This window comes from Enterococcus sp. AZ156, assembly GCF_051714165.1.
GTDB classification, from domain to species: domain Bacteria; phylum Bacillota; class Bacilli; order Lactobacillales; family Enterococcaceae; genus Enterococcus_B; species Enterococcus_B pernyi.
This window is the reverse complement of sequence record NZ_JBIORI010000001.1, coordinates 1,921,648-1,948,170: the sequence shown is the minus strand read 5'-3', so window position 1 is coordinate 1,948,170 and position 26,523 is coordinate 1,921,648. Positions and strand designations below refer to the sequence as shown.

General features: G+C 40.5%; 19 protein-coding genes. 16 read left to right on the top strand and 3 right to left on the bottom strand.

Annotated features, from left to right (window positions below):
- Nucleotides 1–9: 9 nt before the first annotated feature.
- The 9 genes from IGJ95_RS09235 to IGJ95_RS09195 all read left to right on the top strand — a co-directional run bounded on the left by IGJ95_RS09235 (nt 10) and on the right by IGJ95_RS09195 (nt 12,453).
- The gene (locus IGJ95_RS09235) at nt 10–1,635 is read left to right on the top strand and encodes a xylulokinase (protein ID WP_077151132.1); all 1,626 of its coding nucleotides are present in this window, start codon (nt 10–12) and stop codon (nt 1,633–1,635) included.
- Nucleotides 1,629–2,327, top strand: coding sequence for an L-ribulose-5-phosphate 4-epimerase (locus IGJ95_RS09230; protein ID WP_077151133.1), 699 nt, complete (start codon nt 1,629–1,631; stop codon nt 2,325–2,327). The genes IGJ95_RS09235 and IGJ95_RS09230 overlap by 7 nt, the downstream gene beginning before the upstream one ends.
- 21 nt (nt 2,328–2,348) lie before the next feature.
- On the top strand, nt 2,349–3,773 hold the full coding sequence (gene araA, locus IGJ95_RS09225; protein ID WP_062804973.1) for an L-arabinose isomerase: 1,425 nt from the start codon (nt 2,349–2,351) through the stop codon (nt 3,771–3,773).
- 263 nt (nt 3,774–4,036) lie between these two features.
- Nucleotides 4,037–6,412 (top strand): phosphoketolase family protein, encoded by a 2,376-nt coding sequence (locus IGJ95_RS09220; RefSeq protein ID WP_023519950.1) that lies wholly within the window; start codon nt 4,037–4,039, stop codon nt 6,410–6,412.
- A 552-nt stretch (nt 6,413–6,964) separates the two neighbouring features.
- Entirely contained in the window at nt 6,965–9,844 is a 2,880-nt protein-coding gene (locus tag IGJ95_RS09215) for a hypothetical protein (protein WP_438761769.1), read from the top strand.
- Between the two features lie 12 nt (nt 9,845–9,856).
- On the top strand, nt 9,857–10,162 hold the full coding sequence (locus tag IGJ95_RS09210; protein ID WP_010735041.1) for an LPXTG cell wall anchor domain-containing protein: 306 nt from the start codon (nt 9,857–9,859) through the stop codon (nt 10,160–10,162).
- A complete protein-coding gene (locus IGJ95_RS09205) occupies nt 10,159–10,719 on the top strand; it encodes a WxL domain-containing protein (RefSeq protein ID WP_153830211.1) in 561 nt (186 codons plus the stop codon). The genes IGJ95_RS09210 and IGJ95_RS09205 overlap by 4 nt, the downstream gene beginning before the upstream one ends.
- A 23-nt stretch (nt 10,720–10,742) precedes the next feature.
- Entirely contained in the window at nt 10,743–11,318 is a 576-nt protein-coding gene (locus IGJ95_RS09200; RefSeq protein WP_010735043.1) for a hypothetical protein, read from the top strand.
- Nucleotides 11,319–11,445: 127 nt separating this feature from the next.
- Nucleotides 11,446–12,453, top strand: a complete 1,008-nt coding sequence (locus IGJ95_RS09195) for a DUF916 and DUF3324 domain-containing protein (RefSeq protein WP_228065589.1) — start codon at nt 11,446–11,448, stop codon at nt 12,451–12,453.
- A gap of 563 nt (nt 12,454–13,016) precedes the next feature.
- Here the strand turns inward: IGJ95_RS09195 and IGJ95_RS09190 are convergent.
- Together IGJ95_RS09190 and IGJ95_RS09185 are read right to left on the bottom strand one after the other, a co-directional pair.
- Nucleotides 13,017–13,418 carry a hypothetical protein gene (locus IGJ95_RS09190; RefSeq protein ID WP_228065588.1) on the bottom strand — a complete coding sequence of 134 codons (402 nt, stop codon included), beginning with the start codon at nt 13,416–13,418 and terminating at the stop codon, nt 13,017–13,019.
- A 111-nt stretch (nt 13,419–13,529) separates the two neighbouring features.
- Nucleotides 13,530–13,898, bottom strand: coding sequence for a hypothetical protein (locus tag IGJ95_RS09185; protein ID WP_228760917.1), 369 nt, complete (start codon nt 13,896–13,898; stop codon nt 13,530–13,532).
- Nucleotides 13,899–14,833: 935 nt separating this feature from the next.
- Here IGJ95_RS09185 and IGJ95_RS09180 point away from each other — a divergent pair.
- The 3 genes from IGJ95_RS09180 to IGJ95_RS09170 all read left to right on the top strand — a co-directional run bounded on the left by IGJ95_RS09180 (nt 14,834) and on the right by IGJ95_RS09170 (nt 16,298).
- Nucleotides 14,834–15,001 (top strand): hypothetical protein, encoded by a 168-nt coding sequence (locus IGJ95_RS09180; protein WP_023519947.1) that lies wholly within the window; start codon nt 14,834–14,836, stop codon nt 14,999–15,001.
- Complete coding sequence (locus tag IGJ95_RS09175; protein ID WP_023519946.1) at nt 14,998–15,135, top strand: hypothetical protein; 138 nt, start codon at nt 14,998–15,000, stop codon at nt 15,133–15,135. The genes IGJ95_RS09180 and IGJ95_RS09175 overlap by 4 nt, the downstream gene beginning before the upstream one ends.
- Before the next feature lie 170 nt (nt 15,136–15,305).
- The gene (locus tag IGJ95_RS09170; protein WP_096081610.1) at nt 15,306–16,298 is read left to right on the top strand and encodes a zinc-dependent alcohol dehydrogenase family protein; all 993 of its coding nucleotides are present in this window, start codon (nt 15,306–15,308) and stop codon (nt 16,296–16,298) included.
- A gap of 212 nt (nt 16,299–16,510) precedes the next feature.
- Here IGJ95_RS09170 and IGJ95_RS09165 read toward each other — a convergent pair whose 3' ends face one another.
- Nucleotides 16,511–18,013, bottom strand: a complete 1,503-nt coding sequence (locus IGJ95_RS09165) for a helix-turn-helix domain-containing protein (protein ID WP_023519944.1) — start codon at nt 18,011–18,013, stop codon at nt 16,511–16,513.
- A gap of 774 nt (nt 18,014–18,787) precedes the next feature.
- Here IGJ95_RS09165 and IGJ95_RS09160 point away from each other — a divergent pair.
- Genes IGJ95_RS09160 through IGJ95_RS09145 form a run of 4 tightly spaced genes read left to right on the top strand, consistent with a single transcriptional unit; the run spans nt 18,788 to nt 26,486 of the window.
- Nucleotides 18,788–24,808: an InlB B-repeat-containing protein gene (locus IGJ95_RS09160; protein ID WP_438761766.1), complete on the top strand. Its 6,021-nt coding sequence runs from the start codon at nt 18,788–18,790 to the stop codon at nt 24,806–24,808.
- A gap of 20 nt (nt 24,809–24,828) precedes the next feature.
- On the top strand, nt 24,829–25,368 hold the full coding sequence (locus IGJ95_RS09155) for a hypothetical protein (RefSeq protein WP_153830209.1): 540 nt from the start codon (nt 24,829–24,831) through the stop codon (nt 25,366–25,368).
- 59 nt (nt 25,369–25,427) lie between these two features.
- Entirely contained in the window at nt 25,428–26,084 is a 657-nt protein-coding gene (locus IGJ95_RS09150) for a hypothetical protein (RefSeq protein WP_010735055.1), read from the top strand.
- Between the two features lie 21 nt (nt 26,085–26,105).
- Complete coding sequence (locus IGJ95_RS09145) at nt 26,106–26,486, top strand: hypothetical protein (protein ID WP_153830208.1); 381 nt, start codon at nt 26,106–26,108, stop codon at nt 26,484–26,486.
- Nucleotides 26,487–26,523: the final 37 nt, after the last annotated feature.

Here is a 26,523-nt window from a genome sequence, read left to right as displayed (position 1 = left end):
GCGTTTGACATCGAAGCGAAAGAAACTAGGCTGAAACGAATAGAAGCGATTCGCACAGGGCAAACAGCACTAGGTATTGAGCTAGGTTCGACGAGAATCAAAGCAGTGCTGATCGATCAACACTATGAGCCGATTGCAGCTGGAAGTTACGATTGGGAAAACCAGTTAGAAAACGGTATTTGGACCTATTCACTTGACGATATTTGGAAGGGGTTACAATCGAGTTATCAGCAATTAGTCGATGTGGTTTCTGAAGAGTATGACACGACACTGACTACGATAGGAGCGATCGGCTTTAGCGCAATGATGCACGGTTATTTAGCATTTGATCAGCACGATGAATTGCTTGTTCCTTTTCGCACGTGGCGCAATGCCATTACCGCAGAGGCAGAAGAAAAATTGAGCAAAGCCTTTCATTATACGATTCCACAGCGTTGGAGCATTGCCCATCTATATCAAGCAATTTTAAATAAAGAAACACATCTAAAAGATCTTAGTTACTTTACAACATTAGCTGGGTATATCCATTGGCAGTTGACCGGACAAAAAGTATTAGGAGTTGGAGATGCTTCAGGAATGTTTCCGATCGATCGTCAAACGAAGGGATATGATGCACAAAAGATTGCTATTTTTGATCAATTGGCACAAGCAGAAGGTTTTATGCAACCTTTAGAAACGCTTCTTCCAGAAATTCGTTTAGCTGGTGAGGTTGCAGGGACGCTGACTGAAAAGGGAGCCAAGCTCTTAGATCTATCCGGTAACTTATCTGCAGGGATTCCTGTTTGCCCACCAGAAGGGGATGCCGGCACCGGCATGGTCGCAACGAACAGTGTGGGGCTACGCACAGGGAATGTTTCAGCTGGGACATCGGCTTTTGCAATGATCGTGTTGGATAAAGAGTTAGTAAATATCCATCCAGAAATCGACCAAGTAACAACACCTGACGGAAGCCCTGTTGCAATGGTGCATACAAACAATTGCTCATCAGAAATCAACGCATGGGTCAAGATTTTCAAAGAGTTCAGTGAGAGTCTTGGCGTGACGATCGATACACAGCAGATTTATGAAACCTTATTTTTGAAAGCGCTACAAGGAGAGAGTGACTGTGGAGGATTACTCAGCTACGGGTACCACTCAGGAGAAAACATCACAAAAATGGAACAAGGTAGACCATTATTCGTGCGACAGCCGGATAGTAAGTTTGATTTAGCGAATTTTATGCGGATGCACCTTTCAAGTGCTTTTGGGGCGATGCGTCTAGGGATGGAGATTCTTAAATCCGAACAAGTCACGATCGATCGTTTAGTCGCACATGGCGGGATCTTTAAAACGCCGAAAGTTGCTCAAACGATTTTAGCTTCAGCAATGGAAGCACCTGTCACAGTCATGGAAACAGCCGGAGAAGGAGGCGCTTGGGGGATTGCCTTATTAGCTGCTTATCTCCGATCGGCAGACGGTATGACTTTGGAAGAATTTTTAGCAAAAGAGGTATTTTCAACTAGTGAAGGTCTGACGATCGAGCCTAAAGAGGCAGATTTAAAAGGTTACGAAAAATTTATTGAGCTGTATGAAAAAGGGTTGCCTATCGAAGCATCCGCGATCGTATCAATGGAAGAAGGAGTGAGAGAATGTTAGAAAGTCTGAAAGAATCTGTTTATCAAGCGAATTTAGATTTACCAAAACAAGGACTGATCAAATACACATGGGGGAATGTGAGTGCATTTGATCGGGAAACGGGTTATTTTGTCATCAAGCCTAGCGGCGTGAGTTATGAGGAAATGAAAGCAGAAGATATGGTCGTTGTTGATTTGAATAATCAAGTCATCGAAGGTGAACTAAATCCATCTTCCGATACACCGACACATGCGGTTCTCTACAAACATTTCCCGGAAATTGGTGGGATTTGTCATACGCATTCGACGTGGGCAACGATCTGGGCACAAGCGGGTATCGATCTACCCGCCATGGGTACGACTCATGCAGATACTTTTTATGGGAGCGTTCCTTGTGCAAGATTTTTATCACAAGAAGAAATCGATGCTGGTTATGAACATGAAACCGGCAATGTGATCATTGAGACATTCCAAAATAGAAATATTGATATCATGGCAATTCCAGGAGTGTTGTTACATGGCCATGGACCATTTACTTGGGGGAAAGATGCTTCCCAAGCGGTGATGAATGCCGTTGTACTGGATGAAGTGGCGAAAATGAACTTATTTACTCGCCAATTGAATAGTTTTTCTGAACCATTGCCCCAACGAATATTAGATAAACATTATTTACGCAAGCATGGTAAAGATGCGTATTATGGCCAAAAAAAATAAAAAAATAGAGGAGTTACAATCATGTTAGCAATCAGTAAAAAAGAATTTTGGTTCGTCGTAGGTTCACAACATCTATACGGGGAAGAAGCGTTAGCGCAGGTCAAAAAGAATGCAGAGACGATCGTTACGGCACTAAATGATCAACAAACGTTGCCTTATCCGATCGTACTAAAAGAACTAGCAGTAACTGCTGATACGATCACCTCGATCATGAAAGAAGCGAATTACCAGGAGCAAGTAGCAGGTGTGATCACTTGGATGCATACTTTCTCCCCAGCAAAAATGTGGATTCGTGGCACGCAGTTATTACAAAAGCCTTTGTTGCATTTAGCTACGCAATTTAATGAGAGTATTCCTTGGGAAACGATCGACATGGACTTTATGAACTTGAACCAAGCAGCCCACGGGGATCGGGAATATGGTTTTATCAATGCACGACTCAATAAGAAAAATGAAATCGTGGTAGGTCATTGGCAATCCGAAGATGTGCAACGTCAGATCTCAGACTGGATGCACGTGGCTGTGGCTTATAATGAAAGCTTCTCGATCAAGGTTGCTCGGTTTGGAGACAATATGCGTAATGTGGCTGTGACCGAAGGAGACAAAGTAGAAGCACAGATCCAGTTTGGCTGGGTGGTCGACTATTATGGGATCGGCGATTTAGTCAAAGTGATCGATGAAGTCACTGATGAAGAGGTAGCGTCATTATTTGAAGAATATAAACAACTTTATGATTTTGATTATGCACATTATGACCATGACACTTGGGAAGCACATGTCAAAGTACAAGCAAAACAAGAAATCGGGATCAGACGTTTCTTGGAAGCGGGCAATTATAATGCTTTCACAACAAACTTTGAAGATCTTTACGGTATGCAACAATTACCTGGCTTGGCAGTCCAACGGTTAATGGCAGAAGGCTACGGATTTGCCGGTGAGGGGGATTGGAAAACAGCTGCTTTGGATCGGATGTTAAAAATCATGGCACAAAACAAAGACACAGGTTTTATGGAAGATTACACGTATGAATTGACGCCAGGAAAAGAAGCAATTTTACAATCTCACATGATGGAAGTAGATCCGACATTGGCGGTCAATCGACCAAAAATCGTTGTTTCGCCATTATCGATGGGTGATCGAGAAGATCCGGCTCGTTTGGTGTTTGACGGTAAAGCAGGCGATGGTGTCGTGGTTTCCATGGCAGATTTTGGCACGCATTACAAATTGCTGATCAATGAAGTGGAAGCCTTCGAACCAACAGAAGAAGCCCCACATTTACCAGTGGCACGCGTACTTTGGAAAGTCAAACCGAATTTCCATGAGGGAGTAGGTGCTTGGATCCGCACAGGTGGCGGACACCATACCGTTGTGTCATTGCACCTTACTACTGATCAGATCCAAACATGGGCGCGCTTGGTTGATTTAGAAGATATCGTCATCAAATAAGTGAAATGATCAATTGAAGAACTTTGGGACTTTAGAAAAACTTACGTCAAACACTCTTTTTCAAAGAAGTAGAGCGTTATGATGTCATTTCTTAGAGATTCAAGTTAAAGTTAAATAAATACCGTAATGTTATCAGCTGATTAAGGGATAGCACATACGAGCAGTCGAAAGAAGCGACGAAGATGAGTCTGGACACTCTGGTAAAGGCCAGACTCATTTTTTGTTCTTTCGTAGGACTAGCAATGATTAAAGGGGTGTTCGATATGACAAACGTAGACAAACAAATAGAATTCGAACAATTAGATGCTTGGTGGCGGGCTGCAAATTATATTTCTGTTGCTCAAATGTATTTAAAAGATAATCCATTATTACGCCGTCCATTAACTAAAGACGATGTAAAGACACATCCTATTGGGCATTGGGGAACGATTGCTGGACAAAATTTTGTGTATGCACATTTAAATCGTGTCATCAATAAATACGATTTGGATATGTTTTACATAGAGGGCCCTGGTCATGGTGGACAAGTGATGGTATCCAATTCTTATATTGATGGCAGTTACAGTGAGATCTATCCTGAATTTACAGAAGATGAAGCCGGATTGGCACATTTATGTCGGGTGTTTTCTTATCCTGGCGGGATTGCATCCCATGCTGCGCCGGAAACACCAGGATCGATCCATGAAGGTGGAGAACTTGGCTATTCACTTGCCCATGCGACAGGTGCGATCCTTGATCATCCGGATGTGATCGCGGCGACAGTTGTAGGCGATGGCGAAGCAGAAACAGGTCCATTAGCTGGCGGTTGGTTTTCAAATGTCTTTATCAATCCGGTCAATGACGGTGCGGTGTTACCAATTTTGAATTTGAATGGCGGAAAAATTTCTAATCCAACCATCCTTGCCCGCAAGAGTGATGAGGATCTTCGAAAGTATTTCGAAGGAATGGGTTGGAAACCATATTTTGTTGAGGGAACAGATCCAGAGGTTGTTCATCACATCCTGGCTTTAACGCTAGATACAGTGATCGAAGAAATCAAAGAAATCCAAAACGAAGCAAGACAAGCACCTGCGGAATCAGCCACGATGCCAAGATGGCCCGTCATTATTTTTCGGACGCCAAAAGGCTGGACAGGACCAAAGACGTGGGAAAATGAACAAGTGGAAGGAACGTTTCGTGCGCATCAAGTACCGATTCCAGTCGATTCTGAGCATATGGAACACGTCGATCATTTGATTGATTGGTTACAATCTTATCGTCCGGAAGAGCTGTTTGATGAACAAGGAAGAATCAAACAAGAAATCAAAGATCTTTCACCGAAAGGCAATCGTCGGATGTCGACAAATCCAATCACAAATGGCGGAATCGATCCCAAACCGTTAGTTATGCCTGATTGGAAAAACTATGCCGTGGATACTGCAACACCAGGAGCTGTTGTTGCGCAAGATATGATGGTCTTTGGAGAACAAGCCAGAGATGTAATCACGAAGAACCCAACCAATTTTCGGATCTTTGGCCCGGATGAAACAAAATCCAATCGCTTGAATAAAGTCTTTGAAGTGACAGATCGACAATGGTTGGAACCTAAAGATGCTTCAGATGAGTGGCAGTCTTCTGTAGGAAGGGTCATTGATGGACAACTGTCGGAACATCAAGCAGAAGGATTTTTAGAAGGGTATGTTTTGACAGGGCGACACGGGTTCTTTGCTAGTTACGAATCTTTTTTACGTGTGGTTGACTCGATGTTGACGCAACACTTCAAGTGGATGCGTAAAGCTAGTGATCAGCCTTGGCGGAAAAACTATCCTTCATTGAACTTGATTGCCACATCGACTGTTTTTCAACAAGATCACAATGGGTATACCCACCAAGATCCTGGTGTGTTGACCCATCTAGCAGAGAAGAAAGCAGAGTTTATTCGCGAATACTTGCCTGCAGATGCGAATAGTTTGATGGCTGTGATGGATCGTGCGTTGCAAGAAGAGCAAGTCATCAACTTGATTATTTCCAGTAAACATCCACGTCCGCAATTTTATTCTGCAACAGAAGCAGAAGAACTAGCCAATGAGGGGTTGAAAATCATCGAGTGGGCTAGTACGGTTTCTGCGAATGAAGAGCCAGATCTAGTGGTCGCAGCAGCAGGCACAGAACCAAACCTTGAAGCACTTGCGGCAGTCTCGCTATTGAATCAAGCATTTCCACAACTAAAAATCCGCTTTATCAACGTGGTGGATATCTTGAAGTTAAGACACCCATCCGTTGATCGGAGAGGACTAAGTGATGAAGTGTTTGACACGTTCTTTACGAAAGACAAACCAATTCTGTTTGCTTTCCATGGCTATGAAGGCATGATCCGGGATATTTTCTTCTTACGGCACAATCACCAATTGATGGTTCATGGTTATCGAGAAAATGGCGATATCACTACACCGTTTGATATGCGTGTCTTTAGTGAGTTGGATCGTTTCCACTTAGCGCAACATGCAGCGGTAACTGTGTACGGTGAAGAAGCAACAGCTTTTTCTGAGGAAATGACGCAACAATTGAAAGCACATCGAGAGTATATTCGGAAAGAAGGTCATGATCTGCCAGTAGTGGAAAACTGGAAATGGACGGAGTTAGCTCGGGTGAAGGAATAATAACTAAGAATGACACTAGTAAAACGCGGATCTATCTGCCTTTACTAGTGTTTTTTTAGCAATCGTAAATTTAGTTGCTTTGCAGAATTTTAGTGTGGGGAAAATCAAAGCAACCTATTAGTTGATTAAAAAAGCGAGTCGTGCATACAATGAGCATCGTATTCATTGTTTGTTCATAAATATTAATATTTTGTGATTGCGTTTCCAACTATTGGTATTGAAGTGTTTTATTATAGTTATCGTTCTCTAAATACATAATGTTATAAGCATAAAAATTCATTTAAAAAATAAAGTATGTTATTATTTTTTTGATGAGAGATATCGTAAGAGAATAGTTAGATTATACATAGTTTTATTTTTTTATTTTGGGTAACTCGCTTAGTTCCTCCGTTGTTTTTACATAATAGTCTTTGATAAATTTTCATTTTCTAGTGAAATCTAGTAGAAATGGACCTGATCTCAAAGGCTATTTGAAAAAATGATAAAAGTAACGACTTTTTAAAAGTCTTCTATATTCAAATTGCGATAGTTTGGACAAAGGAGGTAAAGTTTGTGGGGATAAGGAATGGAATTCAAACCAATACGCGACCGTTTTTTATAACGTTCATTATTATTGTGGTGTTCTTTATTGGAGGCGTTTGCTCTTCTGTTTTTGCTGATGTCAATCAAAGGCAGTCAAAAAATGTGTTGGTCGATAATGGAGAAGTGGCGTTATCACTCGAAGACACGAATAAAGGGGTGCGTTTTAAACTAGAAAAAAATTCATCTGAAGCGTTACAATTTTCCGTAAATTTGATTGATTCTAAGGGTGAAAAAATCCCACTTATGATAGATGATCAATCCATTACTGAGAATCAGGTGTTGACAGAAGAACAATTTTCTACCCTACATTTTACCAAACCAACTGAACCTGTTCGATTATTTGTCAAGTACAAGTCCGCAAATGGAACACTGACGGATCTGACACCACCTGAAGGAGAAATTCTTCCACTTGTTGAACCAGAAAATAATGATCAATCAGGTACTTCAGGGAGTCAACCAACCGAAGTAACGAGCGGTACCATTGAAGAAAATAGCGAAACTGGAGAAAATCAGGAAACAACCGAGACACAGCAAGCAACCAGTGAAGCGAAAGTAGCGGAAGAGCAAAGCTCGACGTCTTCTGACTATCAACCACCCCAGGCACGAGCAATCCAAGCTTTTGCAACAGGTACAGGTTCTCAATACGTACCGCCGGGAGCTATCCCTATCAGTGGCGCTTTTGCCGCACCAAATGGTGGGGCTGTCGTTTCAAATGTCACGAATACAAATGACAATGGCGGAAAACCATTTTCACAAATCTCTCTTTCGGGGAGTAATAACTGGACGTCGATTTGGTCAAATGACGCGTATCGCTTGGATTTCACAAAATCCTTTTCGCAACGTGTCTACGTCAATTTTGGCACACAACAAGCAGATGGCGTGGCGTTTGTCATGCATAACGATGCAAGAAAAACAACGGCCATTACGAACTCACGAGCGGTAGGTGTCGACGGTCAAAACTTGGGTGTCTACGGAGCGACTGGCGGCTACTATGAGTTATTGGCTCAGAGAACGCCAGAAACGACAGCTATTCGTAATTCATTTGCGGTTGAATTTGATTTATTTGCCAATGAAGCAGTAACTGGTAGAGCACGCTATGACGCACAGATTCCTGCTGGAAGTACGCCACATATGGCGTATACCTTTCCGGGTAACCTAAGCCGAACGTATCAACCAATCAATGCAGTGAATGGTGATTTAGGAGCAAATGAGTGGTTCACTTTGACCCTCGCCAATCCCGGACGGATCAAACACAACAGCTTGATCCCACTTAATGGAGCTGTCAGTACCAATGTCCAAGATGGAACATGGTACGAGTTCAATTATAGCTTTAATAGCAACACACGGAACTTTACGTATTCATTTAGAAATCCTGTCAATGGAGCAAAAACTGCTGACACAACGATACCTTGGGGGGATTTGAACTCGGAATTACAATTAGCGACCAACAACAATCGAGCCTACTGGGGATTTACAGCGGCCAACGGTAGCGTATCAGGACAAGTTCGTTTTGCTTTTACTCAGCCGCCGATACCGATAGGCGCGACAGTGACGAGTAATGTATTGGACAACGGCAATACATCTGTGACTGTTCCAAGTATAGATACAAGTAAAAGTAAATATTTGATGAGTGAGCAGCCAGCTAAGATCCAATCAACGATCAAGGTAAATACAGGTGAAGCAGCCTTGAATACTACGAGGTGGACGACGGTACTTGATGCGAAAGCAGTCAATTTGGCAACAAATGCGACAGTCACACCGACGATCACGAAAACGACTGCTGCAGGGGTGACGTCAACGATTGCCCCAGCAAATTTAGCAACAGTCGTGACAAATAATACAACGACTGGCGTGATCACAGTGGTCACGACAATAGCCAATAACGCGATCAATCTCAATCCAGGAGATTCAGCGACACTGAGTTATTCAGCACCAACAAGAACATTGTCAGCGGATGCACTAACTAGTTACGGAAGTTCAGTCTTGGCAAATCCAGTGGGAACGACACCAAATGATACAACAAACATCATCTACTATGGCGATACCGTGTATTATTGGGTTCGAAAAACGGATCAATTTACTGCTTTGTCATGGGAAAATGTCAATACGGTGACCAATTTTAGTGAGACGTTGGATATCTCTGCGAATCGCGATCCTGGGTACAAAAGAACATTTTATTGGAAAGATTTAGATATCGGCGATCGATTGAGTTTCAAAGTGAGAAAAGGAACGAATTATCTCACTGATGTTCCATTCTCTGATGTCACGACAACAGGGGCGACAAATTTTAACGCAAATACACAGTTAATGATCCCAACAAAATATTTTGATTATGGTGAGAATAAATTTGTCATTGAAGTCTACTCCTCCGGAAAAATGACGAAACCTGAAGAACCGGCAGCGTCATTGAATCTGACGGTAAACTACACTGGAGAATTAAGACTTGAGCAGGCACCAAGTACATTCAAATGGACGAATCGAAAGGTTCGTCAAAGTAAAGGGATCTTGGATCGTGATGCGGGCAATAGCTTAGAATTAAAGGTATGGGATTCGAGAGATCCACGAACAACAAGAAATTGGTCAGTTGGACTTTCGATCACGAGTGGAACGAACGCACCTTTTTCTTTCGTCTGGAAAACAAGTCCTACGAGTGCGGTTCAAAATCTGGGTAATTCACCAATCAAAGTGTTTGATTCTGCGAGTGTGACCCCGACTGGTTATGTTTATACGCTGAATATGAGTGAAAATGCGGGTGTATTGTTAAATAGCTCAAAACTGTTGCCTGTAGGTGATTATAGTGGACGAGCAACAGCCAATTGGAAGCTATATAACACGGCTACGATCGAATAAGGAGGCGATGAGATGAAGAGAATAACTATGAATCTTTTGTTCCTGCTTAGTGTTGTTTTGTTCACTGGCTTTGTGCGAGTCGCTCCTACGTTTGCCGACGAGGTGATTGCTTCCGATCAGCAAGAAATCCAGTTTGAATTATATGAAAAAGACGAAGTGAGTCCCATAGATAAGGGTGAAAGTGGAACGACCAAACCGCAAGCGGAAGGGATGCTTCCGCAAACAGGTAGTTTGTTGTATGGAACGTCTGCATTTCTCGGTACATTGCTGATTGGATTTGTCGGACTGATGTATCGATCAAGGAGGCAGAAGCGATGAAGCCTAAAATCAAATGGTTGCTACTATTTATCTTGCCCCTGATGTTTGTTTCTCCTTCAAAGATTCGAGCGTCTTCTGTTGGTGAAGAGAAAAAATCAGCAGTGAATGTCCAAATCATCGAACCTGCTATTTATTTAAAGAAAGTAATACCCCCAACTTTTGATCGCTACCCAGTCCCTGAGACGGACATTGAAGTACCAGCAAAGCAAGATCTAGTGATCGAAGTGGTTGACAATCGTTCTGGAACAAACGGGTGGAAACTCGATTATTCATTATCTGCTTTTAAAAATCAGCAGGAATATACAGCAAAGCTTTCTATGAAAGATGGACAGTTGACGACAGAAAAAAACAGTGTCTATCAAGTCAATGATATAGAATATATCAGTCATGGTGAAACGCAAGAACTCGTCAAAGTCAGTCAAGGAACGAAACAAAACTTTCGATTGATCATCCCGAAAGAAAGTATTAAGTTGAGTGTTCCTGCTAATAGTCCAAGTGGTACCTATAAAGCGATACAGACGGTCAACCTCGTAAATGTGGTTGCCGATGTAGATTAATTGAAAATCAAGGAGGAATAAAAATGAACCACAAAACAAAAACATTAAGTGCAGTATTCGCAGGGTTGATTTTAGTAAATATAGGTGGAGTAGCAGCATTCGCAGCAGAGGTACCAGGACAAACTGGAAGTACACCAACGACTGTAACGATCACCGATGCTACTTCAGGAGATTTAAGACTCGATGCCGTTCCAGCGACTTATGCGTTTGAGACGGAAATCGAAAATGGCACGTATTCACTTAGTACTGGAACGATCGGTACACCAGGAAATATCGTTGTTTCAAATGATAGTATCGCTCAAGCATGGTCTGTGAGAGCAACTGTTGCGAATAATCAATTGACACGAGCAGCTGCACCAGCCACATTTGATGTGAATTCATTCCAAATCAATGGCGCACAATTAGTTGGTACAGGCGCAACTGGGATTGTCGCTCGATCAGCGACTACACCAGATGCCGGAAATAATACCGGTCAAATCACCACTCCGGTAACATCGATCGCAATTGGTTTTACCGATCCGAGCAATGTCTTACAAGTAAATAATGTCTTGAACGGTACGATCAATTATCAATTGTACAATACGGCAGATGCTTCTTAATGGCTGTGTTCAAATTGAGAAGATTGGAGCAATCGCATTCAGCGATTGCTTCAATTCTTTCTATAGGTTTTTGTTCATGATCAAATCTCTGGGAAAAACCAAATGAATCGATAAATGAGGTGTAGTGATGCGGAAAATAATTTTAATCATTTGTTTCATGTTTGCTTTTTGCTTCCCCTTAGTCACCGAGGCAGAGACTGAGAGTGAAGTGGGCTTTCATATCAAAGCAATTATTCCAGAAAATCAAGCCGATAAAAAATTAACTTATTTTGATTTACAATTAGAACCTGGTCAAAAACAAACGATCAAGTTCCTGATAGAAAATACATCGAATGAAGAGTCAACTTATCAGGTTGCAGTAAACCAAGCCTATACGAATGATCAAGGATTTATTGATTACACGCAACCAACTGATGAATCAGATATACCGGAGGAATTTCAAATCAACAACATTGCGAAAGTCCCAGAAAGCATCACTTTAGCTGGTGGGAAGTCACAAGAAGTTAGCGTTGACCTCACAATGCCGGAAAAAGAATTTGATGGACAAATCTTGGCAGCCATCCATGTCATGAAAATAGGTCAAGCGGAACAAGAGGGCCAAATCATTAACAATTATGGCTATGTCTTAGGATTGAAATTAACGAATAATACGAATGAAGTGCAAAGAAAGGTGGAATTAGAAGGCGTCGAACCAGCCATTTCATTTGGGAAAACAAGTGTGGTAGCAACTTTGAAGAATCCAACGATGGATGCGATCGGTCATTTGAAATATGCAGCTGAGGTGAAAGATGCCACAGGGGAAGTCATAAAAGAAGTATCTTATGATAAAGAGATGCAAATGGCGCCCTTGTCAACGTATCGATTTGCAATCGATTGGGACAATGAACGACTGGAAGCGGGAGATTATTCCTTACATTTGACAATCTCAGATGCAAAAGACAACGAATGGGTATTCGATCGCGATTTTTCAATCAGTGAGAGTGATGCGAAAGAAGTGAATAAGGTAGCAATCTCTAAAGTGAATCAGCAGTCAATCCCAACTTGGGTCTATGTAGTTGTGGGTGTCTTACTTGGGATCATCCTTCTATTGATCATTTATTTTCTATTCATACGTAAGAAGAAAAAAGAAGAGTAACCAAAAGGGGTTGTGATCCTTATGTTAACACGAGTCTTAGCATAGGGATCACAATCTCTTTCTGTCAGTTAGCGTTTTTTATAGAAATAATAAAGCACACTGATGAAAAAAATCACAGATATTAGAAGGCCGATTTCGTAATATACAAACACCCTCAGAGAATCGTAAAAGTAATACGCCATGATTTTAGTGATAAAATAAATCACTGGACATGCAGCTAGGAACACCAGGAAAGTGCGCTTAGTTAATTTAAAGAAATAAAAAAATGCTAGCACGGCAATACTTAAAGGAAACCAAAATAAAAACTTGCTTAACTGAACCAACATCATTCACTCCTCTATAATCTTCGTAATCAAATAATACCATTTTTGTGTTATTTTTAAAACTATTAATAGTATCATAACAAAATATTTTTTTTGATTTTAAAATAAAAATAAGTGGTTTTTATACATGAAAGCTTGATTTAAAGATATTTGTGAAAAGGTGTTCATGCGGAACGTTCGTTTTTTAATAACATTTAAAAAAGTGAAATTAGGTTCCTTTGTTATATATCGACCATTTTTTTAAAATGATTTTAACAAGTTTGTACGGATGAAATGTAAGATCATTTCAGTGATCCAAGGACAGTCTTGGCGACGCATACTGAAAGGTTGGTAACCATTATAGCGATAGATATATTCATTTTTCCAACCTTTTGTTTTGGTTTGCTTCATTTTCAATAACTCGATCAGTGGGCGTAATGCCGCTTGATCAAGATCTGGAGTATGAGAAGCGATGTAGATAAGATCGGTCAAGGATAAAACGTAGCCTTGTGGAAACATATTTTCTGTAATGTGTGCAGAAATGGGCTGTCCATTCGATAAGCGTTTGAACCATTGATGCTTTTCCATATACATCACACCATCAGTGATCATTTTTTTTACTTGTGGGTCAGTTTGATCCACCATTTTTTGATAAGTGATCAACGCACGAACAGTTTTTCCAATGCCGATGTAACAAGGGGTTTTTCTTAAGCAACCGCCATGTTGACAAATACCACGTCCTGTCCATGAGGTTGTTTGATTCCGTTCAAAGAGCTAATAATTTTTGATCCACATGAGTGCTCGCTGTGCAGAAAGTTTTTGCCCTAAACCGAGACGAACATAGGCTTCCAGTAACATTGCATTGTAGCAAGGAACGATATCTTCTGCTTTTCCGGTATAAGAAAAACCGTCTGACGTCGCAATCGTTTTTTCTACATACTGGATCAATGACTGGGTAACTGGTAATTGACTTGCATAGGGGATTTCGGCTAAACCAACCAAAGCAAAAATTTTTCCTAAAGCGGATAGATTCTCTTGTTGTTCATATTTTTTGACGATCTGTGATTGCTCAAGATCGATCATGGGATCTTCAATCGGTTCATTTTGATCTATTTTCATTTTTAATCGATAAGCTGCATCCATAAAAGCATGACTTCTTCAATTGCTTATTGTGAGTATTTGGTAAGGGTTTCACAAATCAAGTATATCATCAAATGGCTGTTCCATGATGGAGCAGCCATCAAATCTTAGCTGGAATATTTTGATGTTCCTTTTTTTTATTTCCGAAAAAATTATGATACTGGGAGATTTCTAATAATTGAATGTTCTTTTAATAGAAATAATCAATGACGAATATTTCTAAGTTATTGGTGTTTATTTATATAATAGGAAATAATAAGCACGATAACGCTAATGAATGGTGTTATTATTCTTGGTTAAAGGATGTAGATTGTTATTTATTTGCAAAAAACCGCTAATAAAAAGGGACTATGAATGGGTGAAGAATCTATCCGTAGATAATTGGTGGGTAAAATTTCCTTAGGAGGATGATTTACATTATGAAAAAAAGAAAACAATGTGTCCGTTGATGTTGCTCGCTCTCTCTGTGTCGACAACAATGGTGACAGTTTCCCATGTGTCAGCAACAATTCAATCAGTAGAAAAGAGGAAGGGGAATGATTCGATACAGACGAGTCAACGCAATCAGTCTTGACTAGGATCGATCACTTCTAACCGAGAACAAATCAATCGTTTAGAACAAAAGTATGAGTTAGTCGCTTATGATGCAACTGTCTTGCCTGAAAAAATTGATCCTAAGTCACTCTTAGTGGCTGCAGATGCGAAAGTTGTTGATGGAGAAGGGAACCTCTAAGTGATTTTACGCCTTATATCAAAGCAACAACCGTTGAATCAAATCCAGGAGAATACCAGATAACCATTGGCTTAAAAGAAGGTGTCAGTGTGGAAAAAGTAGTAAAAGTAACAGTTTTAAATGAGAAATAAGAAGAAACAAAATATACGATTTTAGCAAAAGACGTGACTGTACTAGTAGGACAAATACTCCAGGAGAATATGAAGTGACGATTGGTCTTGAACAAGATGAATGTGTGGAAACAACAGTGAAAATCACAGTTGTTGGGGAGCAAGTTCCACAACAAGAGTACATTTTAAATGTAGCGGATGCTGCTGTGACTGTCGGACAGACGGATGATCAATCAATCTTAACGGCAGTCGGGCCACTGTGACAGATTTATCTAGTCAACCAGTCGACGCACGACCAGTGATCAAAGCATCGACAGTCAAAGACGAAGTCGGTTACTATGATATCTCACGGATACCACAAGAGGTGGGAATAAAAGTATTCAAGCTCAATAAATAAGGCGACAACCATGAAAATCGCTTCTTAAAATTTTTGTGGTCGTCTTTTTTTGAAGATCGTACTTCTGTTTCCGCCGTTTATTCGTTTCTAAGGCGCGCATAGTCTTCTTTTTATTTTAGGTAAATGTTACACTTGTGAAAAGAATCCAACGATCATCAAAGGAGAAAAAAATGAAAAATCACTGTCTGATTTACCGAGCGTTTGGCTTGCCACAAGAGGTTGTGCAACTAGCAGAGCAACCACTCTCTTTAAGACAAGGAGAAGTCTTGGTCAAAATGTTAGTGGCTCCAATCAATCCTTCTGATTTGATTCCAATCCACGGCGCCTATGCACATCGCATCAACTTGCCACAAATTGCTGGGTATGAAGGTGTCGGGAAAGTGATCCAAGTCACTGATCCTCAGGATGAACAAATGATAGGACAATACGTTTTACCTCTACGAGGGGAAGGAACTTGGCAAACCTATCACACAGTACCCAAGAGTGAATTAGTTATTGTTCCCTCTTCGGTCGATCTTTTGACAGCTGCCCAGATGTACATCAATCCTGTAACCGCCTGGTTGATCTGTACAAAAGAATTGAACCTGAATAAAGGAGATCATATTTTGCTCAACGCAGGAAATTCTTCCATTAGTAGAATTTTTATCCAATTGAGTAAAATTTTATCATTTAAAGTCATTGCAATCGTTCGCCACGAAAAATATAAAGAAGAGTTAACTGAACTAGGAGCAGATTTGGTCGTTCTTTGGGATGAAGAAACAACGTTGCCGCAAATTTTAGCATATACAAAGGGGAAAGGCGTAAGGGCGGCGATTGATCAAGTAGGTGGGAAAAGCGGTGAAACCATGGCGCGAGCGATTCAACCGTATGGGAAGTTCGTTGCGATCGGGTTACTCTCTGGTCAACAAGTTGATTGGGCGTTTATCCAAACATTGCCGATCCAAGCTAAAGTCTATCATCTAAGGCATTGGGCGGATTCGGTTTCCAATGAAGAATGGCAAAAACAATTTCAACAACTATTCCGTTTGGTTGAAGAGGGACAATTGAATCTACTAACTACCGCTCCCGTATATCCAATTTCTGAGTACCGCCAGGCTTTAGTAGAAGCAGAAAAGAAAAAAAGGAAAATATTTTTAAATTTCAATGTTCCATTAGAGGGCTGAGACAATCAAAAGAGAGTGTGATATTCGTCCTCTCGTACCACTTAAAACCGAATGAACGGCAAGAATAGAAGAAACCTCTTCGCAAAATAAGGCGCCACCCACGAAAACTTGGAGAACAAATTTCGTGGGTGGCGCCTTATTTCTCGAGGTTAAACACGTCTGTTTCGACGTCTTTTTGAGATCACGGCTAAAGGATAGGGAGTGTTTTTCCTTTAGTTAGTTTCTGAATACGCAGGCAAAGACAAATAAGTGATCGTCTCCATTAAAAGACGCCAATCCGCTATCGTCGGTACATTGGAGATTCGATGGATGCGACAAACCTGTTCATCAATCAAATGAAGATCGTAATTACAAACTACGAGATCAGCTTGGTAGGTTTCGATCGATTCTTTTGTGACAGCATGTTCAATTTGAAATTCGACCGTTGACCGTTGCATAAAAAGTGTCTCGATCTCATTCAGGATATAATCATCTAAAGATGGCGGTCCTTGGATCGTAAACAAAATGCGTAAAGGGCGATACGACTGCTTCATCAACAGCGAAGCATGAAACGTTGTCAACGCAGCTGCAAGATAGTCGATATGAACAAAACCAAATAATGGGTTATTTTTTAGAATCGTCAGTTTTTCAAGCCATACTTGGTAGAGCTCAGAATAACGTACCTTCATTTGTGTCACCATCGTGGGTGAATGTAATTCATAAGTATGGCTCATTTTAGAAAGTAAACGCGCATTGACCAAGTAAGCTTCCATTTTTTCTAGTGTCCCGTCTTTGATCATGTGTTCCGGGAAAACAGTCGCTAGAAAACGTTGGATCGCTTCGATGACACCCGGGCTTTCTTCTCGATAAAATGCATAGGAGCGACCATCGTCCAAATTACTTTGTCGTGTGTAGGAAATACAATGAAGTGAGACCAAGTATAACCACATCGTTTCATTTAATGAGAGTGTTTCATTGGAGCGTGAAAGATAGTAATCCTGTAATAATGGCTCAAGTGAAGAGAAGCCTTTGCTGCTTTTGATCAACACTTTGATACTTCGATTTAAGTTGCAAAGTTTTTTACACTTCCAACGTGCTTTTGCAATCGACAGCCATAAAGCGGCACGAAAATGGCTAAAATGTAAAAAGGCATGATCTCTTTTATGGCCTTCGTCGACTAAATACTGTGCATCGATTTCACTATCTGAATCAATGATCGTACTATCGCCAAAGCTTGAGTAAAAGGCAAAAAAACAAAAACGAATATCTTCTTCTCTACCTGATAAACTCAATGGTCCAGTGGTGATCGTCACACTGAATTCCTTCAAGATATTATTCATATGACGGATCGTTTTAAAAATTGTACTTCTAGAGACCATCAAGGCATCGGCTAATTCATCGGTTGAGTAAGTTACATTATGAAGCAATAGATCCATGATCTGGTAGGTGATGGTCCTTTTAGCTAATAAGGTGATCATTGAATCGATCGTCATTACCTTTTTGTAGTGAAACGATAGTAGTCCTTTGTGATCAATCTTTAGTGAAACGCACTGCTCATTCAGCGCATGGTTGATTTCCTCGATGTCTTTTTTTAGTGTTGGTTTTGACTTCTCTAAGTTAAGAGAAAGATCATTGAGCGTTAACTGGTTGGTTTTATTTTTATGTACTAAATTTAAAATTTGATATTGTCGTTTAAACTGATTATCAAGTTGTAAGGTGATGGGTAAATTTTCCATTATTCTGGCTTCCAATCTTTATTTTTCTATAAATATGTAAGAAATATAGTCTCTCTTTAAAGTTAAAACACATAGTTAGATAGGCTCAGGGAAAGATGTGCATATTATAAGTATACAAAAAAAACAAACGTTTGAAATAAAAAATCATTATAATTTAAAAATAATCTGTTTTAAATTAAGGGGAAATAGTTGGAATTGCCGTGTTTTTTATCGAATAATTGTTTTTTGAATAATTATGTTATTTTTTATAAGTGAAGATATTTTGTTTTTTCAATAAAAAGTATACAAAAATTTCTTAGGTGTATAGTGTGATATTTTTTTCTGAATAATAAAAAAATAGTTTTGGCTATAGGTATATGTATTGCAACCAATGACTATTACTAGAATTACAGAACTTATAGAAATAAGGCAGTGCTTTATTTTTTTTGTTCGAAAAAAAAATAAAAATAAACAAAGGGTAGATTAGTGTTATTATAATCAAAAGATGAAAAAATAACAGCTTTGTTACGTCGTTATTTAATATCGTAGTTTCATCTGGGTTAAGAAAGGGGTGCAGCTATTTAATTAGTCGAACATATAACTAGCGATATCTAAAAAAGTAGGCATGTTCTAATGTAAAGAACAGTTGTTTAGGAAATCAATCGTGCAATAGAAGACACTAAGTAGAAAATGAATCACTATAAATTAGTACATTCCATACATTGAGTATAACTTTTTGCCAAAAATCAGCAGATTACGTCACGTCAAATAATACGTGTAGAGTAGGAGGAGGAAATGACTCATTTTTATAAGAAACAAAGTTTACATATTATTGTAATTATCTTGCTGCTTTTCTCGTCATTAGGAAATAGTATCAGTGTTATAGCAGAAACAACAAAAGAGAGCACTGCTGGACAAATAAGTGAATCAACAGATGATGATTCCCCAACAGAGAACGATGAACTTTCAAGAGAAGTACCTGTAGAGAGCGGGGACGCCCAAAAGACCTATGCTTCGGAAGAAAAGACCCAGGGGGATAAGGGGGTAATAAAATTAGATCCCGGTCTGCGGAATGTACCTAATTTACTCACGAGTCTAGATCATCATTTTATTACTAGATTTTTACAAGGCAATGCGAATGCACCCGGCCGTACGCAATTCCCAACGACATATGCTAATTTCTTTGCCAATGATAGCCGTGCAAGGGTATCGTGGAATGGTAGCGATCAATTAGGGAATAGGATAGGGGATAAGATTGAAGGCACGGTTAATTTGCCGAGGCAGTATTTGTATAGGGATAGCGCAAATGATAGTATAGGCTCGTTGTTACAAGCGGGGGTTTCTTTCTATTCGATGCCTATTCGAAATGACTATCAATTTGGAAATGCAGTTATTGAACATAACCAAGGGGACTTTTTAATTACAGTTCGAGAAAGCTCGCCGTACAATATAAAGTCGGCAGTTGTATCACCACCTACAGATGTTAGAGAGGGTGTATTGGCAGACTTTCATGAGTTTAGCATTGTTGTGGAACGAATTAGAGCTGCGTCAATTACTAGTGCACGAACCAATTCATTTACGATAGATCTAGATTGGATTTTTAATACGTACTTCTATATGAGAACCCTTCCTGCACATGCATATTATCCGAACTACACAGCGACAGTTCGTCAGGCAATTCGAGGGAGCTTTACTGAACTACCAATTACACTTCAAACATTGACCTTAGGACGTTCTCCGGAAGCAGAAAGTGCAGGAAACCCAACAGCGGGAGAGACAACTCTTCAAATGGGAGAAACAACAACAGTGACTGCGGCGGCCCCAGCGACGGGATATCAATTTGCAGGGTTTGATGTGAGTGGTACAGGAAGTTCGATCACGAATGTGAATATAGCTAATCGCACAGGCACATTTACTATGGGATCACAAAATGCGACCGTTACCGCATGTTATGAGTTGAGTAATCGAAACTTGACTCTGGCACATTCGCCACAGGCCGGAAGTGCAAGTAATTCAGATGCACCAACGACTACTCTAGTAGTAGGTGCAACGACGACAGTCACAGCAGGCGTACCTTCTCCTGGCTATCGTTTTGCTGGTTTCAATGTGACAGGTAATGGTACGATCACAAATGTTGATTTAGCAAATCGAACAGCAACCTTTACCATGGGAACTGAAAATGCGACAGTCACAGCAGAATACGCCTCAACGATTATCCGTAATGCCGATGATCTCGGAAAATTTTTACGAAGTGAGTCTCCTTATGATGCAAACGACCAGACTTACACGATCGAACCAGAATCAAATCAAACGATCGACATGTCAGGAGAAGGTGATTTTTCAGGACGTAGTCAATTTTCTGGTCATCTGATCGGAAATGGCACGATCATTAAAAATCTCTCATTAGTAGATTCCGGCGTTTCTCTTGGATTGATCCAAACGTTAAACGGTGGCAACCTTTCACGAATCGAGAACTTGAAGTTAGAAGGAGTACTCGTCAATGATACGAGGACGCGGTCTAACGTGGCTGGAATCATCGGTCAAGTAGTAAGAAGTAAGTCAGTTGAGCTTGAAAATATCACGCTCGATGAAAACAGTCAAATTACTGCTAGTCAACCCGATGGAAGTGCAGGATTGATCGGGAACAACCAAGGTTCAGCATTGATCAAAAACAGTGAGGTTTCAGGAACGTTACATTCCAACACAGCTAATGGACTAATGGGTGGACTCGTTGGTAAAAATGACGGTTCATTGACCATTGAGAGTAGTCTTTCTCGAGTTACTTTTACTGGTGGTGGTTCATATACATTAAATATCGGTGGACTAGTGGGCGAAACCAGCAGTGAGGTAACAATCACTGATTCTGTGAGTGAAAGCCAAACAGCAATCAATTCATTGAGCGGGACATATCGAGGTGGAATGATTGGTCGAGTGACCTTCTCAGGAGATGTCACGATCCAACGAAGTATCAATGCCAGTGATATGCGAGGAAGTAGCAGTTATGTGGGCGGATTTATCGGAAGGATGTCAGGAACTGCTAAAATCGAGGAAAGCTATCACAATGGACATGTTCAAGGAAGTACAAGTCTAGGAACTGCTGGGTTCATTGGTATGACCGAAGGCAATGGCGCACTTGGTATCATGGATAGTTATAGCATCGGCTCCTCCAATAGCAATGGTGTGATCGGGATCAATCAATTAACGGATCGAGTGACACTCAGCCAACTATTTGTTGCAGGGTTTACAGGGGGACAACCCATTACCTCAGATACGATGGGTATCACTACGACCAATGTGTATTATGATTCCAGTACAACGAACAAATCAACTACGACTGGAGTAGGTGAAGCGAAAACTACGCTAGAGTTGATTGAGTCAACAACTATTGCGCTAGGTTTCGGGAGTCGTTGGCGAACCGACTTTTCAGTGGCTCAACGCACGAATAAAACTTATCCATACTTGAGTTGGCAGACCCAAAATACGCAACCATCTATGTTTTTTGACAGCATCGATCCAATGGTCGATCGTCAAGTAACGGGTAATCAAGTGTTGGTAACGTTAGATCTACAAAACGAGCCATTGAAACTATTCAATCCATATAGTTCTGGCTTAGCTGGTGAAGCGACAGCAGGAACCTTCACTTTCAATCGTGGATCTATTGCAAGAGTGTCGATTGGTGTCATCAATCAGCAAGGAGTCGTGGGCTTTACCGCACGGCGAATGAGTTTGACACTGGTCCGTGATCCCTTGGCAGGGAGTGCAGCTGATCCAAACGCTGACCAAACGAATTTTATCGAAGGGGAAACAACAATGATTCAGGCAGCTGAAGCAAATACAGGGTATCGTTTTGTTGGATTTAGCGTGACAGGCACAGGAAGTACAGTGACAAATGTTGATCAAAAAAATCGAACGGCTACTTTCACGATGGGGACAGAAGATGCAACAGTGACAGCAAATTATGTGCAAACGGTCATTCGTACATCAGAAGATCTAAGTCGCTTTTTGAATAGTCAAGCACCTTTTGATCCAGACGATGAAAACTATTCGATTGAACCAGAAGATGGGATAGCAATCGATATGGCAAATGCAGGTACTTTTTCTGGCAGACAAGGATACGGAGGGAAATTGATCGGTAATCATGCGGTCATCAAGAATTTGACTTTGACTAGTGGAGAAATAGACTTAGCCTTTATTCGCTCAGTCGGGAATGATTCTTTACGAATTGAGAATCTGACATTTGAAAACTTGAGAGTGACGAATACTAGAGAACAGTCATATACCAACTATACAGCCGGGGTGATTGCTCAAATCGGTACAGGAAATATTGTTGAACTTGAGAATATCAGGATGGACAGTAACAGTAGCATTGTTTCAAACCAGTCAAATGGAAGTGGAGCTTTTATTGGAGAAAACAATGGACAACTAACGATTACGAATAGCCAAGCATCAAGTAATCTTCACTCGAATACTTCGAACGGTCTATTAGGTGGTCTCGTCGGTCGCACGACGGGCGTGCTTACCATAAATCACGCTAGTTCAAAAGTGAATTTTACTGGTGGTAATAATTATACCTTGAATCTAGGCGGGCTGGTCGGTGAAGTATCTGGTACAGTTACGATCATCGATACACATAGTGAAACTCGCTCGACAGTTAATTCTTTAACTGCTAGCTATCGTGGAGGATTGATTGGCTATGTGACAGAAAATGGTCAAGTGCAGATTGAGCGAAGTATCAATTCGAGTGATTTACGAAGTGGAAATAGTTATGCTGGCGGATTTGTTGGTCGTTTAGCAGGAAATGTAACGATCAATGAGAGTTATCACAATGGCTATATCCTTGGGAATGTTACTAGTGGATCTGGTGGTTTTGTCGGAAAGATCGAAGGCAATGCTCAGTTAGTGATGACCGACAATTATAGTGTTGGTTCATCAAATGCACAAGGGGTGATCGGAGCGATAAGTGCAACTGCTACCGCACAACTTACGAATTTATTCGTCGCAGGATTTACTGCTGGAGAACCAATTTCGAATACTACCACAGGAATTACAGCAATCAATGTTTATTTTGATTCAAGCACGACAAGAAAAACAACAACGAATGGTGTGGGTGAAGCACGTAGTACTACAGGATTGATCGATAGAACGATAACTGAACTTGGGTTTGGTGAGAAGTGGTTCACAGGTTTTGCTTTGGGGAGCAATGCCAATCGAACTTATCCGTACTTGAGATGGCAGACGAATGGAGCGCAAACAGCCGAGTTCTTCCACTCGATCCAACCAGAAGTAGATACAGCTGTCTCAACCAACCAAGTAACAGTAACTTTAGATCTTGCAGGACAACCTGTTCGCTTATTCAATCCATATCAAGCGGACTTGGCTGGAGAGATCACATCAGGTACATTCCAGATCAATCGGAATAATGCCGAACGCTTTTCAATCGGGGTCATCAATGAACAAGGCATCATTGGTTTTACTGGTATCGGAAATTATACAGATATCCAGCCAAAGAACCAAGTTTTGAACTATGGATATGGAGAAACGGATTATCAGGCAAAAGACTTTGTCACAGTCTTCAAAGATCAAACTGAAACAGAGGATTATGATGCACGTTTTGTAAGTTTCCCTGATTCACTGAATGGTCAAGCTGCACGTGTAGAGGTTTCAAAAAATGGCACAGTATTAGCTACGATCGATGTTCCTGTCACTTATCAGTTTGGTCATTCGCTAAATGTAAGAGGCATTAGTTTTCAAGGAACAGACCTACGAGCAGCAACTTTAAGCTTGAACAGTGATCAAACACAAATTGTTGCGACCTATAATAGTGCATTAGCTGGAACTTCGGTTCATCCCTATTTTGGAGATGATATGTATTATCAAATCAGGCACTATAACCAAGCAATTGTTTCTAGTGGTCCAATGAATGCACAAACGCCAGATTTCGATTTTTCTGTAAATGGCAATCAAAGGTTAGACACATTGAATGGTTTTGGAACAAATCGAAGACTATCAGTTACGAAAGGCGATATCGTGGAAATTTTCCATGCAGAAGCCAATGGCAGACTGGACAACTTCCAAGATAATGTGGTGCAGTCAAGGATATCGGATAATCGAAGTCGTTATCAAATCACTGCGAAGGGGTTTGAACGAATAAACATCGATCGTTTAAATCCAAGGGAACAAAAAACAGTGTTAGGAATGTCTCGTGAAGATATGGATCGTCAAGTTGGGCGATATTTAGATATCAGTCAATATCCAACCTTGAAAATTGAAGGTTTCACTCAATATCCTGATACGTCAAAAGAAGGAGCGACGATTGGTAAGATCGTTGTCAGCGAGTCATTGGTTAATGGTGAAACAGCCACATGGGAATATACCGTTCCTTTTGTGGTGGAAAGTGATCCAGCGATCCATGTAACGTTACCGGTTCGGATGGCTTTTGATGTCTTAGACGATCAAGTGACTAGTGATGATTACGAGGTGGTCAATCATTCGACAACGACAGAACTGACAGTTTCCTTCCATACCAAAAACGATGTGGAATTAGCAAGTACTTCAAATATTGTCTTTTTAGATTCATCAGAACAAGAGACGACGAGCGAATCGATGTTTTTATATTTACAACGAATCGGTGCGGCACCATCTGAAAAGCCGTTAGTTGGACAAGCAAGTACTTTTGCTGGTACTCAATGGGCGGAATCAGTGCCGTCAGATTCCCGAATGTCGCTTGGTTTTACAGGAAAATATTTTGGGGATACCACACAAAATAATAAAGTAACAGGCAAGTTAAATTTACACCTTGCTGCGAAGATAAATTGAACACACACAAGAAGGTGAACATGATCACACAGGAAACACAGAAAATAACTGAAAAAAATGAACAACAAAAGAAAAAAAGATTACTGACGCTTCTTTTATTATTGCTTGCGTTTGTTGCGATTGGTTGGTATTGGTATGTCAATATCCAACCAACGCAGATTTTGTCGGACGATTTTCCGGAAATCAAACATGCGGAAAAAATGACAGGCGATCAACTGAAAAAATATGCCAATCAAGCGGTAGACGATAGTAATGTAACTATCAATGTGTATCCAGAAGTCAGTGTCAATGCGGATGGGAAAACGGGCAATATCTGGATCCAAAACTTGCCGACCAATCGTTATGGGCAACAAGCCATATTGTCTATGAAGGATTCTAAAGAAACATTATATGAAACAGGCTTATTGGAGCCTGGATATGAAGTAACCGAATTGACATTAGCAAAAGAGTTAACGACAGGCACGCATACAGGAGTAGTGGAACTAGAGTTTTATGATTTAGAAAATAAAAAGCTTATGGGTAAAACGACGGTTGACGTGACCATCAATGTCAATCAATAAAGAGGGAATAAAGCAATCATGCTTTAGGATATAAAGACATAAATAAAGGAGAAAACAAAATGAAAGCAAAAAATATTCTAGCAACAGGTTTGATGTTCGGCACGATTTTAGCAGCAGGGGCAAGTGTTCAAGCTGATATTGTCATCAACGGAGATGATCAAACGATCGATAATTCATTAGGTGGATCGATCGATAAGACTGCAGATGTGGCGATCGATGGAACTTTAGGTTTTGATAACACAGATCCGGAAGCGCCAGAACCAGGAAATCCAGATAAATGGTTGAATGTGACGTTACCTTTAAAAGCGGTCTTCTTCACTGAACCAGAAGACTATAAGACAATTCTAGGTGGAGAGCATACGATCACCAATCATTCAGGTCGTCCAGTAAAAATCACTCTAGGAAATTACGCAGTTTCATCTGGTGATATCTCAGCAATCGATCGGTTAACATTGGTTGGTAGTTTAGGAGACAGCAATCTTTTGATTGAAAATGGTTCGGTGAATTCAACCTTATCACAAGACTTTATGACTTTAGCTTCACCGAATGCACGTCCTGGTGATTTAACAGGAGCAAGCACAGCGACGTTTACTTTTGAAGGGGATGTTGATACTGATGTTCTTGATTTTCCAACGGATAAAGGATCAATCTCAATTGCAAGTACGTTGACATTGAATATTGAAGCGCTAGATGAAGCTGGAGATCCTTATCCATAGTTCAAATCGTGAGGTGATTGGATGAAACAAAAAAAACAAACAATTCTTTGTTTGTTCATGGCTTTAAGTCTATTGATCGTTGGATTGCCACAAACGCACATAGAAGCTAGTTCTAATACCATTGAAGTCACTGGAGAACTAGAGTTTGATTCAAATGCGACACAAGAAACAAGCCCCACAAAGCCGAACACCGATGATCCGAAAGAATCAGTGACACCAAGCGCACCGCCTAAAAAGAACGTTTTACCACCATTGGGAGAACAAATACAAGTATTGTACGTTTTGACAGGTGTGATTTTGATTTTGATCGTTCTTGTTAGTTATCAAATTATTCGTGACAAGCGACGAAATCCAAAAAAAAAAATGGGTAAAATCATTGTGAACTATTCATCGAATAAATAAATAAAAACCGTAGATTGAAGGATCTACGGTTTTTTTT

Coding starts and splice junctions, on each gene's coding strand:
- IGJ95_RS09160 (WP_438761766.1), top strand. CDS start 18,788: ATGACTCATTTTTATAAGAAACAAAGTTTACATATTATTGTAATTATC.
- IGJ95_RS09230 (WP_077151133.1), top strand. CDS start 1,629: ATGTTAGAAAGTCTGAAAGAATCTGTTTATCAAGCGAATTTAGATTTA.
- IGJ95_RS09150 (WP_010735055.1), top strand. CDS start 25,428: ATGAAAGCAAAAAATATTCTAGCAACAGGTTTGATGTTCGGCACGATT.
- IGJ95_RS09200 (WP_010735043.1), top strand. CDS start 10,743: ATGAACCACAAAACAAAAACATTAAGTGCAGTATTCGCAGGGTTGATT.
- IGJ95_RS09185 (WP_228760917.1), bottom strand. CDS start 13,898: ATGGATGCAGCTTATCGATTAAAAATGAAAATAGATCAAAATGAACCG.
- IGJ95_RS09220 (WP_023519950.1), top strand. CDS start 4,037: ATGACAAACGTAGACAAACAAATAGAATTCGAACAATTAGATGCTTGG.
- IGJ95_RS09165 (WP_023519944.1), bottom strand. CDS start 18,013: ATGGAAAATTTACCCATCACCTTACAACTTGATAATCAGTTTAAACGA.
- IGJ95_RS09155 (WP_153830209.1), top strand. CDS start 24,829: ATGATCACACAGGAAACACAGAAAATAACTGAAAAAAATGAACAACAA.
- IGJ95_RS09195 (WP_228065589.1), top strand. CDS start 11,446: ATGCGGAAAATAATTTTAATCATTTGTTTCATGTTTGCTTTTTGCTTC.
- IGJ95_RS09170 (WP_096081610.1), top strand. CDS start 15,306: ATGAAAAATCACTGTCTGATTTACCGAGCGTTTGGCTTGCCACAAGAG.
- IGJ95_RS09210 (WP_010735041.1), top strand. CDS start 9,857: ATGAAGAGAATAACTATGAATCTTTTGTTCCTGCTTAGTGTTGTTTTG.
- IGJ95_RS09205 (WP_153830211.1), top strand. CDS start 10,159: ATGAAGCCTAAAATCAAATGGTTGCTACTATTTATCTTGCCCCTGATG.
- IGJ95_RS09145 (WP_153830208.1), top strand. CDS start 26,106: ATGAAACAAAAAAAACAAACAATTCTTTGTTTGTTCATGGCTTTAAGT.
- araA (WP_062804973.1), top strand. CDS start 2,349: ATGTTAGCAATCAGTAAAAAAGAATTTTGGTTCGTCGTAGGTTCACAA.